Source organism: Helicobacter rappini (assembly GCF_900198625.1).
GTDB lineage: Bacteria > Campylobacterota > Campylobacteria > Campylobacterales > Helicobacteraceae > Helicobacter_A > Helicobacter_A rappini.
The window spans coordinates 20,468-34,438 of record NZ_FZPK01000007.1 but is presented as its reverse complement, the minus strand read 5'-3'; the positions used below and the strand labels follow the sequence as shown (position 1 = coordinate 34,438).

At 34.6% G+C, this 13,971-nt stretch carries 10 protein-coding genes and 1 pseudogene; 5 read left to right on the top strand and 6 right to left on the bottom strand.

Features of this window, described 5'->3' with window-relative positions; genetic code table 11:
* Positions 1–145 precede the first annotated feature (145 nt).
* Positions 146–280 (bottom strand): hypothetical protein, encoded by a 135-nt coding sequence (locus C6H17_RS13230; RefSeq protein WP_263363169.1) that lies wholly within the window; start codon positions 278–280, stop codon positions 146–148.
* A gap of 835 nt (positions 281–1,115) precedes the next feature.
* Positions 1,116–5,804 carry a DNA translocase FtsK 4TM domain-containing protein gene (locus C6H17_RS13375; RefSeq protein WP_080662994.1) on the bottom strand — a complete coding sequence of 1,563 codons (4,689 nt, stop codon included), beginning with the start codon at positions 5,802–5,804 and terminating at the stop codon, positions 1,116–1,118.
* A 78-nt stretch (positions 5,805–5,882) separates the two neighbouring features.
* Between C6H17_RS13375 and C6H17_RS02225 the strand changes: the two genes are divergently transcribed.
* From C6H17_RS02225 to C6H17_RS02210, 4 genes are all read left to right on the top strand, one after another.
* A complete protein-coding gene (locus C6H17_RS02225; RefSeq protein ID WP_004088111.1) occupies positions 5,883–7,352 on the top strand; it encodes a hypothetical protein in 1,470 nt (489 codons plus the stop codon).
* 199 nt (positions 7,353–7,551) lie between these two features.
* Positions 7,552–7,842, top strand: coding sequence for a DUF3240 family protein (locus C6H17_RS02220; RefSeq protein ID WP_020995636.1), 291 nt, complete (start codon positions 7,552–7,554; stop codon positions 7,840–7,842).
* 143 nt (positions 7,843–7,985) lie between these two features.
* Entirely contained in the window at positions 7,986–9,098 is a 1,113-nt protein-coding gene (gene gmd / locus C6H17_RS02215; protein ID WP_005219077.1) for a GDP-mannose 4,6-dehydratase, read from the top strand.
* A 195-nt stretch (positions 9,099–9,293) separates the two neighbouring features.
* Positions 9,294–9,488, top strand: coding sequence for a hypothetical protein (locus C6H17_RS02210; RefSeq protein WP_005219079.1), 195 nt, complete (start codon positions 9,294–9,296; stop codon positions 9,486–9,488).
* 200 nt (positions 9,489–9,688) lie between these two features.
* Here C6H17_RS02210 and C6H17_RS02205 read toward each other — a convergent pair whose 3' ends face one another.
* The 4 genes from C6H17_RS02205 to C6H17_RS02190 form a co-directional block, all read right to left on the bottom strand.
* Entirely contained in the window at positions 9,689–11,344 is a 1,656-nt protein-coding gene (locus C6H17_RS02205; protein WP_020995637.1) for a hypothetical protein, read from the bottom strand.
* Positions 11,345–11,413: 69 nt separating this feature from the next.
* Positions 11,414–12,499: a hypothetical protein gene (locus C6H17_RS02200; RefSeq protein WP_005219083.1), complete on the bottom strand. Its 1,086-nt coding sequence runs from the start codon at positions 12,497–12,499 to the stop codon at positions 11,414–11,416.
* Positions 12,500–12,556: 57 nt separating this feature from the next.
* Positions 12,557–12,838 (bottom strand): YkgJ family cysteine cluster protein, encoded by a 282-nt coding sequence (locus C6H17_RS02195; RefSeq protein ID WP_005219085.1) that lies wholly within the window; start codon positions 12,836–12,838, stop codon positions 12,557–12,559.
* A gap of 18 nt (positions 12,839–12,856) precedes the next feature.
* A complete protein-coding gene (locus C6H17_RS02190; RefSeq protein WP_005219087.1) occupies positions 12,857–13,270 on the bottom strand; it encodes a hypothetical protein in 414 nt (137 codons plus the stop codon).
* A 182-nt stretch (positions 13,271–13,452) separates the two neighbouring features.
* Between C6H17_RS02190 and C6H17_RS02185 the strand changes: the two are divergent.
* A pseudogene (locus tag C6H17_RS02185) lies at positions 13,453–13,689 on the top strand (GDP-mannose 4,6-dehydratase); the annotation flags it as partial.
* Positions 13,690–13,971: the final 282 nt, after the last annotated feature.

Sequence of the window (13,971 nt, the reverse complement as noted above, 5' to 3'; positions counted from 1 at the left end):
AAAAAAAAAAAACAAAAATAATACAAAATTCTTAAATTATCGTTACTTTAAGTAAAAAACTACATAAAATGTAATGATTACTTTACATTTTATTAAGAATATTGAAATTTTCTATATTAATATATAGTGGTAGATTTTGTAATTTTTAGAATTTTTCCATATCTAGTAATTCCATTATTTCATAAATATTATCAATCTTTCCGCCCATAATGGTGCAAAAGCCCTTCAGTCCATAGTCTTTAGCAAAGATAATCGGTCTGCCATCATTAATATGTTGCAAACTAAGTAATACAAAATTACAAACTTTTAAGATTTGGATACAAATTAGAATTACACACAATGCAGAATCGTGAAAAACTCAATACAAACTTAATAAAATATGAGTATAGTGTTACTAATATTTTCAATATTGATATGTTGTAAGAATTGAGATAAAGGGCATTTGTAAGATTAATTAAGCCTACAAAAGCCCCATAAAACTGCACATAATCTACAATATATGGTGAAAAATAACAGACAGAACCACTCTTAAAGTCTTGATCCTTTAGAAGCAATAGATTATAACAAGCTTTACACCTTAATATATTTGTAGGTGAATATGTGTGAAACAAATAACAATACATAATTAAGAATAATGATGAAAGTTTAATCATTTTATATAACTTTGGAAGCAAATAAACAATATTTATATTAAGTTATTAGAGTGTCGCAAAGTATGCAAAAGATTTACACGCAAGATAAGGCGTGGGCTAATCGCACAACAATTAATTGAAAAAACAAATTAAACACTCGCTTGTCTCCACTTTATGCTAAAGGCATATTAAATGTTGAATGTGAGTTTTCTGTCTAAAATCTCTTAATTCGCACATTGAAAACATAAAATCCCTAAGTTTTCTTCTACACTCTAAAAAAACACAACACATAGAATCTAAAATTACAAAATGCGATGATATGAGATTGTGCTACAAACGATTATGGATTTTCCTAGCTAGACTCTAAAAATTCATATCGCATTTTATTTTCAAAATTTATTTAGAAACTAATGAAATTAAATTCAACTTCAAATAAAAATGAAATAGAATTGACATTCAAATAAAATTAAGATACAAGCAAGTTTAAACTAAGATATTTCTCTCGCCTTTGCTGTTTGGTGGGGAGAGAAAGCCCTCTTTTTCTAGTGCTTCTACAAGTGATGCGGATTTATTATAACCAATGCCTAGCTTTCTTTGTAGATAGCTAATAGAGGTTTTATTATCTTGCATCATAACTTCTTTTGCCTTATCAAGCAAACTGCCATCACCGCTAAATTTATCACCAGAAACTGACCCGGGCTTTGTCTCACTAAGGAAGCTTTCATCATATTGTGGCTCTCTTTGTGCCTTGATAAAATCTACGATATGCTCTACTTCTTGTTCACTCACCCATGGGGCATGGATGCGCATTAGCCCATTTGTTGTTGTGAAAAGCCCATCACCATTGCCTAGCAAGTCTTCAGCACCCATTTCATCTAATATCACTTTAGAATCAATGCGACTGCCGACACGATAGCTAATGCGTGAGGGTAGATTTGCCTTGATATGTCCGGTGATAACATTTACGCTACTTCTTTGCGTAGCAATGATTAAGTGCATACCAGCAGCCCTTCCCATTTGTGCGATTCTTGCGATAAAGGCTTCTGCTTCCTTACCGCCTGTAATCATCAAGTCTGCTAACTCATCGATAATGATTACAAAATTTGGCATTTTGATACTTACTTTTTCATTATATGAAGCGATATTTTTCACTTTGATTTGTGAGAATAGCTCATATCGCTTATCCATCTCAATCGTTGCGACTTGCAGGGCTTTTATGGCTTTATTTGGGGCGTTTATGATGGGCGTGATTAGGTGTGGTAAGTCTTCATAAGGGGCAAACTCTACTTGTTTTGGGTCAATCATCATAAGCTTTAGATTATCTGGGTCATTGCGATATAAAAGTGAAAGGATAATCGCATTTACCCCGACTGACTTACCGCTACCTGTGGTCCCTGCTACAAGTAAATGGGGCAGTTTTGCAAGATTTGCAACAATTGGCGTGCCGCTAATGTCCTTGCCTAAAGCAATGGTTAGTGGGTCTTTAGAATCTAAAAAGGCTTGTGAATGCAAAATCTCTCGCAGATAAATCGTCTCTACCTTGCTATTTGGGATTTGGATACCGATGACATCTTTGCCGGGTATTGGGGCTTGGATTCTAATGCTTTTTGCTTTTAGAATCCTTGCTAAATCATTTTTGTGGCTTAGGATTTTTGAAACTTTTACATGGGTTTCTGGGCGAAACTCAAAGGTCGTTACAACCGGTCCTGTAAGCGTGGCGATAATATCACCGCGGATTTTGTGTGCGTTAAAGATTTGCAGCATTTTATCAATCTTAGAATCTAGCTCAATATCTTGTATGCTATCTTGGGCGATTGGCTCTTGGAGTAGCTTTAGCGGTGGGAGTATGAATGGCGGTAGATTTGTGCTTTGTGCGAGATTTGCTATATTTGTGTCGTGGTTTGCAATAAGCATATTGCTCTCTTGCCTTGCCTCTTCTTTTTTCTGTGCGATTTGCCTTATAATCATATCTTCTCTATTTTCATGATCGTTTGATTCTGTGATTTGTGTTGTTTTAGATTCTATATGCGGTGATGAATCTTTGATTGTAAAAGAGTGTGCTGTGTCTTTTGTTTGTGTAGATATATTGTTCTGCATTATGTCTTTATGTGTGATTGTGCGACTTGCTTGCGTATCATCGTAGAGTTTTATTTTTATTGGTTGTGTGGTGAGGTTTGTATGTGTAGATTCTATATTATTTGATTGTGCTAGATTGTGTTGTGTTGTGTTGTTTTCTATTTCGTTAGATTGTGTGTTATTTGGTTGTGCTAGATTAGATTCTGTGTTATGAAATTGTTGGTTATTAGATTCTATTGTGCTAGATTCTACATTTGGCTTTATTGTGCTTGTTTGTGTATGTGTCGTGCTATCAAAGATATAATTCATAGGTTGTGCTTGAGAGTGCGTTGGTATGCCTGTGAAGTAATTTGTCGGGTTTGTGTGTGTTGGAAAATGTGAATGTGTCATTTGTGGTGTGTATGTATTGATTGTAATGTTTTGTTGTGCTGGTGTTATTTCCTGTGCGATTTTGCTGTCTGTGTGATGTTGCTCTAAATCCTGCATAGTGCTTTGTTGTAAATAATCTTTATTTTTTAGCTCTTTTGTGAGATTAGAATCTGTAATGCTAGATTCTATATTTTCTACATGTTCTGTATTCTCTTGTGTAATCTCTTTTATCTCAAAATCCTGTGTATGCTGTGTTTGGATATTAGATTCTATTTGAGTAGTTTCTATTAATATGGAATCTTGTGGGATAGATTCTGCCTGTTTAGATTCTATGCTAGAGTTTGTCTTAAGCAAATCTATGGAATCTGTATAGCTAGATTCTATTTGATTAAGGTTTGATACATTGGATTCTGTTGGTATAGAATCTATGTGAATAGTGTCTAATTTGTTGGAGTTTAGCATATTAGATTCTGTTGATATAAAATCAGTCTGTTTAGAATCTATTTGGCTAGATTGCGAGATGCTTTGTGTGTGTGCTTCAAGCGACTCTAATGGCTCAATAAAAATTTCTTTTATCTCTTCTCTTATATCATCTTGTAAAGTATGATTAGATTCTGTAGAATCTAGTGAATGTGTGGATTCTTGCGGGATAGATTCTATAATTATAGAATCCTGTGAGTTGTTTATACTAGTATCTTTGCTTATAGAATCTTGTATAATTAAATCTTGTGTATTAAAATCCCCCCGAAATTCCTCTCTAAAATCATTTCTAGAATCTTCATTGGAATCTAGCAAAGGCGGGATTATTATCGTGGTAGTTTCTGTATAGTCTATATTGTTTTGGGTAGATTCTAAAGGTGTTATAAAAGGGCTATCTTGTAGATTATTTGTTTCTAATATATCTTGTTGTAAAACTAGCTCACTTGGTTGTGAATCTAATGTGTTTTGTTGTAAGGTCTGTGTGTTTAAATCATATTGCTGTGAAGTGTAATCTATATGTTGCGACTCTAAAGTCTGTGCTACATTGAGATTGGATTCTGTAATTTGTGTTTGATTAAGATTTGTAATCTCTTGTGTAGTTTGGTTAAAGTCTGTGCTATTAGGCTGACTTAGCGTTATTGTGCTTTCATTAATACTAGGATTTGTAGTTTTGTATTCTTTCTGTGTGAAGCTCATGTCAAGCGTTTTGTAGTTTGCTTGTGTTGGCATTTGCTCTATTTTTGGTGTGTTAATCGCTTGGATTTTTATCGTTTTTTTTTGCTCGGTGTGCTGTTGGTTTGGATTTATTTCTGGCTTTGGCGTGTTTAAATGAGTATTGGTGCTATCCTTTATTTCTGGCTCTTTTATGCGTATAGTAGGGGATTCTTGCGTGATGGTTTTTGGCTGTATTTGGGCTGTGCTATCTTCCTTAAAAGATTCTAAGATTTTTGGTGTAGTGGGTGTTGCATTATCTTGTGTTGTAATGCCCTCTTTTACGCTAAAAGTCTCTGTTTTTGGCTGCTCTCTTTCCTGTGTCTTTGGTTTGATTAGATTTGTAGTCTTTACCTCTCGTGGTGGCATATCTGTGGTTTGCCAATCATCTATTGTGGGTAGTATTTTTGGAGATTGAGTCTTTGCAAAGCTTTCAAGTGGATTTGCTTCACTCATTTCTTGTTTTAGTCTAAAAGTCATTGGAGAGTCTGTATGAAATGCCTGTTGGTCCTTTTGCTTTGGATAGAGATTTGCTTTTTGGAATCTTTTTAAAAGTTCTTCATCATTATTTCGCATTTGTGTGCGTGGTGTGTGTGTGATAGGTGAGATATTGCTATCATCGTATTGCTGATATGAGAGTGTTTGTGTCGTATTTATGTTATTGCTAGGTTTTACTTGAATGCTAAATTCTTTAGAATCTTGTGGTATTTCTTGTTTGTTTGTTGTTTGTGTGTTGCTTGAGTGCTTATTTTTGTTATGTGCTAGATTCTCATTTTTTGCTAGATTTTGCATATTTGTATCTGTGTAACCATTGTTGGTATTTGTGCGTGGATATTCATCAAGGGCAGTCTCAAGTAATGGCTCACGATCTATATATTTACTTTTTGTCGTCGTGGCTTTCTCACTTAACTCTTGATTGACTATCTTTCTCTTTTCCCTTTGTATAGAATCTAATTTAAAATCAGTATATTTTGATTTGAGTTGCTGAAACATTCTCTTTGCAAAATTACTTGTGGCAGAATAAGCCATTTGCAAACTTCCGCCAAGATAGCCTAAAATAAAAGTCGCTGTGCGTTCAGCAATAAGCAGTAATGCAGTGCTAATACAAATAAATGTAAGTATCGCAACCCCAAATAGACCAATATAGGGCGTTAGCACCTCTTGCAAATAGTTGCCAAACTGACCGCTGTGAAATACAAGCGATTGCAAGAGTAATAGCCCGATAAAAAGCAGTAAATATGCAAAGCTTAACTGAATCTTGCGAAAAGAATAGCTTGTATCATCATGGAATCTATAAATAGGCAATAAAAGCAAAGGCAAATAAATGTAAGCAAGATAACCAAACATACCGCGATTAAAGTTTGCAAAACTATTGCCAAAGCCACCTATTTTAAAGAAACTATTTGTCAATGCAGCACCGCTTAAAGCCGCATCAGGCGGAGTATAACCAAAGATAGTTGCCAACCATAAATACAACACACAACAGCTAATGAAAACAAATATATAGATTTTTTTTATGATAAATCCTTGTTGCAAAATGTAATTTTTCTGTTAAAATTATAGCAATTTTTTGTCTTAAATGATTTACGATTTTTAGATTGATAAGGAGTTTTGATGCACGGAAAAATAACGCGCTATACCGCTACGACTGGTTCAGGCGTCATTATGAATGCTTCAAAAAAGATTTTTGAGCTAAAAAAAGATAGTTGGCATGATGGCAGAAATCGTCCAGCCGTTGGTATGTATGTGGAATTTAGAACAAATGATGGTGGCATTCAAGTAACCGATGCGCGTGCTTCAAAATATCAATCTTTTCCGCCTGATGCGCTTATTAGAGAGATAGACTTTTGGAAAAGTAATACTGATGAAGAGTTGCAAAATAAAGAATCTGAATTGCGTGCAAAAGAAGTGCAAAAGATTTTCGCACAAACAAACTATTTGAAATTAACAGAGATTGAAATCAATCGCAGTGTGCAAGATTGTATCAAGGAATTTTTTGGTACAGAGCTTAGAAGTGTAGAGTTTTTAAAAGAGCTTGATTTATCAACGCTAACGCCACTTATTAATTTTTCAATTAGCAAAAGATTCTTAAATAAGGCATTAGATCACCTTATCTTTTCAGATAGAAAACTCAATATTGATATGTTTGCAGAGTATCACTCAAGGCTTGGCACACTTGAATATTCTCATAACTTTTTTACAAAAAATGAGCTTAATCCAGAGAGAATCTTTGAAGAAGCATTTCTTGAATATCAGTTTAATTATAAAGGGGCAGTGCGTGCTGCAAATGGCATAAAAGAACGCATTATGCAACTTCAAAATAAAATCCGCACAACCGCACATGACCTAAAAATCCTTTATAAACGACTTGAAGCAAAAAAGGGCGATGAAAACGAGATAAAAGAAAAAATCGCAAGAATGAGGGCAAACTCCGATAAAGCGCATGAAGAGACAAAAACGCTTACAAAAGCACATGAGAATCTAGAGGGGCTATGCAAAAGCTTTGCAGAGAAAAATCTAAAGATATTTGAAGCCGTGTTTAGAAAAACTATCAATATGCTAAGAGAAAAAACAGAAGAAGCATTGAATGTTACCGCCACACAGCTTGATAATCAAATATGGGAACTTGGCATGAAGTCAGTCTCTATACGCAATGTATTTTTCAAGCATGACATTAATGAGCCTTATTGCATGATGACATTCTTAGGACAAACGATTAAAAAGCTTGATAAAGGAAAAATTACCGCAGCAAACGAACAGGCTATGTATAAATACTACACAAGCCATCAAAAAAACTATGTCAAAAAGTTTCTTATTTTAACAAATCAGCCAAAAGTAGAAGTCAATGTAAAAATTGACATTATGAGTCAAAGTAAAAATCATAATGTCGTGATTGCTAAAAAAGATTCACAATTTTTTGTCGCTGTAAATAAAGAGAAGTTTGAGGGTATTTATATCGATACAACAGGATTGGATAAAACCGCCTTGCAACGCATTTTGGCTGACACTAAAGAATCTAAATATAATAAAGAGGCAAATATTTCACTTATCACAAAAGAACAGATCGCTTCTATGAAGGAATAGAGTTTTTGGGAACGATTTGAAAGATAAAGCCCAGTCTTTTTTGGCGAAGATAAGGCAAGAAGTTATAATCTAGAAATTACGATTGTGGGTTGTTAGCTTTTATGCAAACTTTTTTTGTAGCAGATTTGTAAAAAGTACAGATTCTAAAATGTTAGAATCTTGTTAAAATACGATACGACTACAATAAAGGGAAAATAAAATGATAATGCTTGATGTTTATATGCGTTTTGAGATAAAGGATAATGTTATTGATTTGCTACTTGCAAATGGCTATGATGATTTCTTTTTCATTGAGGCAAAGAAGTATGCGGCAAAAAATATGCTTTTAAGCGATGAAGAGCAAGTAAGTGGGCGGCAAAACTATGCTATTATTAAGCTTTACTTAAATGACACTGCTGCGGGTATGCTTGCAAGTCTTATTAAAGAAGAGTTTAAAGATGTGCGTGTATTCGCAGTAGAGTGTCAGCCTCTTGCATTTTTTGGCATGTAGTTTTAAAGGTATGAGTTTATACGCAAAGTGAGAATCTTAATAAAGTTTTATATGGGACTTTTAGATGAAATCGTTTAAATAGCTATTCAACACAATCTTTTTACGATATAATCAAGGCTTTATTCAAAGTTAAAGGAATCTATATGGCAAAAGTCGCATTAATCACGGGTATAACGGGGCAAGATGGGGCATATTTAGCAGAGTTTTTGCTCAATAAAGGCTATGAAGTGCATGGCATAAAGCGTAGAAGTTCGCTTTTTAACACCGATAGAATCGATCACATATATCAAGATATTCACGCAGAAAATGTGAGATTTCACCTGCATTATGGGGATTTGACAGATTCTACAAATCTTATACGCATTATGCAGCTTGTAAAGCCAGATGAGGTGTATAATCTTGCTGCAATGAGTCATGTAGCTGTTAGTTTTGAGACACCAGAATATACCGCAAATGCCGATGGTATAGGTACGCTTAGACTTTTAGAGGCGATTAGAATCTTAGGTATGGAAAATAAAACAAAGATTTATCAAGCCTCTACAAGTGAGCTGTATGGCTTAGTCCAAGCAGTCCCACAAAATGAAAATACGCCATTTTATCCACGCTCACCTTATGCCTGTGCGAAACTCTATGCTTATTGGATTACGATCAATTATAGGGAGGCATATAATATTTTTGCTAGTAATGGGATCTTATTTAATCATGAAAGTCCTATTCGCGGTGAGACATTTGTAACGCGTAAAATCACACGCGGTGTGAGTAAAATCGCACTTGGACTGCAAGATAAACTCTATTTAGGGAATCTTTCTGCAAAAAGAGATTGGGGACATGCAAAGGATTATGTAGAGGCGATGTATCTTATCTTGCAACAAGACAAGGCACAAGATTTTGTCATCGCAACAGGTGTTACCACAGAAGTAAGAGATTTTGTGAGATTAAGCTTTAAAGAACTTGGCATAGATATTGAGTTTAAGGGTAGTGGTGTAGATGAAGTGGGTATTGTAGCAAAATGTAGTGGTGATTATAAGCTGCCTATTGGTAAGGAAGTCGTAGCGGTTGATTCTCGCTATTTTAGACCTACTGAAGTGGATTTATTATTAGGTGATCCAAGCAAGGCACAAAAGATTCTAGGTTGGAGTCCAAAATATGATTTATCAATGCTTGTTGCTGATATGATGCAAAGCGATTTAAAGCTGATGCAAAAGGATAAATATTTAAAAGATGGTGGCTATACAATTATGCGATATTTTGAGTAGAGATTATAGAATCTAATATATAGATTCTATATGCTTAAAGAACAAAATATAAACTAGATTCCATGTTTGAAACGACAAAAAGTCAAAATGGGATAAGAGTGCATAAGCTATCATTAAAAGCCTATATTTGATAATCTACAAAAATATATTATAATATCATCTTGTTTTATCATAAAATCATGCAATGAGGAAGAGATGGCAAAAAAAGGGCAAACAAAAAACACACAAGACACACAAAAAAGCACAAAAAAAGAAGTGCAAAGCAAGACAACACAAAACGCTAAGGTGCGGACAAATGAGCTAAAAACGACCAAAGCACAAAACAGCGAAATAAAAACAAGCGAGTCAAAAAAAGGTGGGTTAAAAACAAATAAATCTAAGGATTTTTAGTAACATTAAAAAAATTGCCACATTCTATATTATGAAGTCCCTTAAACACGCAAGTTCATGGAATTTACTGCCCAGATTCTATCAATTTTTTTATATTTAATAACATCTTAATTTATAGTTCAAAGTTTAGTAAATACCCAATCACATTAAACACAAAAATCCTAAAGATTCTAAAATTAACAATAAAGCTAGATAAAATCTTACCACTGCAATTTCCCTGTTCTATTTGGCTTTTCTAAAATTTGTTTGACATCATTCATATCCTTTATGCTTAATGTTTCGCCATAGAGACTACAAATACCATTTAAAGCATTGTAAATTTCGCTATCATCATTATTTGCATAAGCAAGTTGATAGTCTCTAAAAGAAGAATCTATAACCATTAATCTTTGATGGTGTGTTTCTTCAATAAGCTGCTCTAGCTTTTCTCGATTTTCTATCAATACAGGCAATTTTTCTGCGACTAAATTTGCTATCTCCTCTGCCCTTAGCTTTGCTTTATCTCTTGCAGCATACACACCAAAGAGAGCATCTACTGCCATATCTATGCTTCTACTTGTAACGACAACTGCAAATGCCGCTGCAACAATGGCAAGCACTGGGGCAATAAAAGGGGCAAGTGGAGGCATTATACCCAACAATGCACTTTCTATTTGCCTTTCTAAACCCACTGCCCCAACAACCCAAGCCGCTGAAAAAAGAGATTTTAAAATGGTTTTTGTAAGCGTTCTAAAGTCTTTAATATCCCCTTTTACATAAGAATAGATTCCATTATAAATAGACTTTGCAGAAGTTCGCAAGCTAGACCAAAGCTGCCTTAAACTTCCAGCTATACTCTTAAAAATCTGCCCCACAATCCCAACCACTACATCAATCGCACCAAATCCAGCACCCCTTGCAAAATTACTTTGAAAGGCTTCTTTTACCTTTTGCAATAACCGCTTGATTCTAGTCATAATAGAAGTTTCAGAATCTACCTTACCGCTAAACATATCTTTTACTTCCCAGATGATTCCGTTTGCAAGTGTTGATAGGGTAACCACGATCGCATCACTAAAGCCCGCTTGGGCTATATGTCCGCTTGCTACCATACTTTGAGTTATCACGGCGGTTGTGCGTGGGTTTTCAGCCATAAGGCGATTGCAAGTATTACTCGCATTAAGTTTTTCTAGAGCGATTTTTGCCTTTTCTGCCTTTGCAACTGCTTTTTCATCATTTGGATTTTGTTTCCCATTTGCGATCATTTTCTCCAAATTTTCCTTATGTTCTTTGTATTCATCAAAAGGCACTTTAAGTTCATCTACTGCATTATCGCCTTTTAGATATCTATCTTTAAGCAATCCCTCTGTATTTCTAATAACCTTAAGTTGTGCGGTTTTTATCACATTACCATGTTTATCGAGAGTTATCGTATCTGCTGTATTATGATTTTTTGTTGCAAAATCTCCAATTTTGTTAAAATCCATATTTTTTACTTCATCGCCATAATAAGTTAAAATATGTTCTACTTTTGTTCTATCTTTCTCGTTTAGATTCTCTAATTTTTTACCACTATCAAGTATTTCACGCACATTTTTAATGTCTGCTAAAGTGTCCGTTGTATATGTTTTATTACCATTATTGGCTAGAGAATCTTTTATATTTTGATTGCCTATATCAAGCTCCTCAAAGGTTTGTCCAAAATATGCTGGATTATTTCTGTGTTGATTATACGCCTTGTTTGCATCAAGTGTCATCTGCACACTTGCCCCATATGCTGCATAGGTATTTAAACTAAAGATATTTAATCCAAAGCGTGCTAAAGTTTGTGTGCCAATTTCTTCAATTACTTCTTCATAAAGTGCTTTTTGTGCCATATTAATCCTTATCGCAACGCAAAAGACTTTGCGTGTTTTATATTAGTTTTTCGGTGGTTAGATATGAATTTATGATTCTCCCCATCTTTCTTGAATCTCACTCATAAGTTCTCTGCATTGTTCTTGATGTGAGATTAACTGCATAGTTAATTCATCTTCATCATTCATTATTGGGGCATTGATTGTTGTAACGACCACTTCTGCAAGTTGCATTAAGGTTTTTAGTGTGGTTTGTTCTGTTTCACTCCAATTTCTTACCGCTGTGCTATCTTGTTTTATAATGCCAATTTTATGGAAAAACTTCTTTATTTTACCCAAAAAAGTGCCTATACCTTTACTTCGCATAATACTCTCGACTTCTGTAAGCAATTTTTGTAATTCTTGCCTATTTGTTCCCAAGATTCTTATTTTCTCACGACTTTTAGCAAGTATCTCTTTATATGTTAAAGCCTCGCCTTTCATAGCCTCGCATAATGCTTCCACACTATCGTAGTATGCATAAGCATCATACTTTTTCTTTTCAGCACTTGCAGCAAATACAGAAGCTGCTACAGCAATAACAGGCGCAATCACGATGCCGCCAAGCACCAAAGTCCCTCCAGCCATTCCTAACCCACCAGCAGCCAAAGAACCACCACCAAACCATGCTAAGGTTGCATTTGTAGCAGCCACACCACTTAGAGCACTAATAGCAGTCCCCGTTGAAGCAGTTGCTAATAACCCAGCCCCACCAAATGCACCAAATCCAGCCAAAGCCCCAGCCGCAGCACTTCCAGCAACAGCACCTAATGTTGTTTCTAATGTTACAATGGATTGTCTTACCCCCACTAGTTTATCCATTGTTTCTTTTCCTACAATACTTGTAAAATCCACATTATTTTTTACATCAAGTTTATCTATAATATCTGCGTATCTTACCAATTCGTTTTCGACAATATCCGCCTGTAATTTCCCCAAATATTCAAAACTTTCTTGTGCTGCCTTTTTTGCTTCATTTAGATCAGCTTCTGTCTCATTATATAATTCTTTTGCCCGATTGTGCCAATAATCAGCTGTCTTTGTATCCTCATACGCATCATAGCCCTTTTTAGCTCCAAATGCAGCGGTTACCAATGCTGCTCCTCCAAGTAAAACCGGTATTAATGGTAATGGCATATTGCCTCCTTAAAATTTTAGAATATAAATATTAAGATAGATTCTAGTTTATAGAATCTACAACCTAAATGCCCTATCCACACCCTCTTTTTCTTGCAAAACCTTGCAAGATTCTATATTGAGTGCGTAAAACTCCTCTTTGCTATATTTTCTCAAATAGACCTTTTTATACATCGCTTCTATTCTGCATATCACAGGGCGATTTGCATAGATTTTGCATTCATTGCTTTGCGTGTCTAAGTGCTTGCATACGCCATTGCCTAAATCGTAAGATTCTAGCTCTTTAATGCCACTAATGTTTTTGCAACACGCACCACATTTTGTGCAAGGAAAGTCCATTTTCTGCCTAATTTCTACCTAAAGGCTGATAAGATTTTTACCCTGATCGGTAAGAATTAGCATAGCCTTTGTCCAATCTGCATACACCACAGCCAATTCATTACTCAAGCCAAACTCCTTAATCATTGTCTCTAACACTTCCTTTTCGCCTTTATGCAGGGCTTCTAAAGTTGTGATGTTGTCTGCCATTGCCAACGCCATAGTCTCTAGCAAAACAATCTTTTGATGTGTTTTATCCTTAAACTTTGCCAAAGTATTTTTGAGACTAAACTCACTTTCATTATATGAAATATCACTCACTTGCATTTCCAAACAATATGCAGCAATAATCTCTTTTTGTGCGTTTGAAAAGTTATTATTACTCCACGCGAAGTGATGTGCGATTTCTAAAAACGCCAATTTTTCCTCTTGATTTAGCAGCCCTAAAAACATATTTTTCCCCTTAGAATTTAAAATAGTAACCAAAACTAATTTAGTTGCATGTGCCATTCTACAAAAAAAAAAAAACAAATCAAGCAATCTTTGTTTTTTGTTACATTTCATTCGCACGACAAACACATTAATCATTTTTACATATTTTTTACCAAAATTAAATAGGTAAAAAATCATATGGTGATTATAAGCTGCCTATTGGTAAGGAAGTCGTAGCAGTTGATTCTCGCTATTTTAGACCTACTGAAGTGGATTTATTATTAGGTGATCCAAGCAAGGCACAAAAGATTCTGGGTTGGAGTCCAAAATATGATTTATCAATGCTTGTTGCTGATATGATGCAAAGCGATTTAAAGCTTATGCAAAAGGATAAATATTTGAAAGATGGTGGCTATACAATTATGCGATATTTTGAGTAGAAGTAAAAATAAGGATATGGAATCTTATATATAGATTCTGTGTATTTAAAGGACGGGATATAAACTAGATTTATGTTTGAATAACAAAAAGCTCAAATGAGATAAGGATATATAAGCAATATCACTAAAAGCCTATATTTGATAATCTACAAAAATATATTATAATATCATATTGTTTTATCATAAAATCATGCAATGAGGAAGAGATGGCAAAAAAAGGGCAAACAAAAGACACACAAAAAAACACAAAAAAAGAAGTGCAAAGCAAGACAACACAAAACG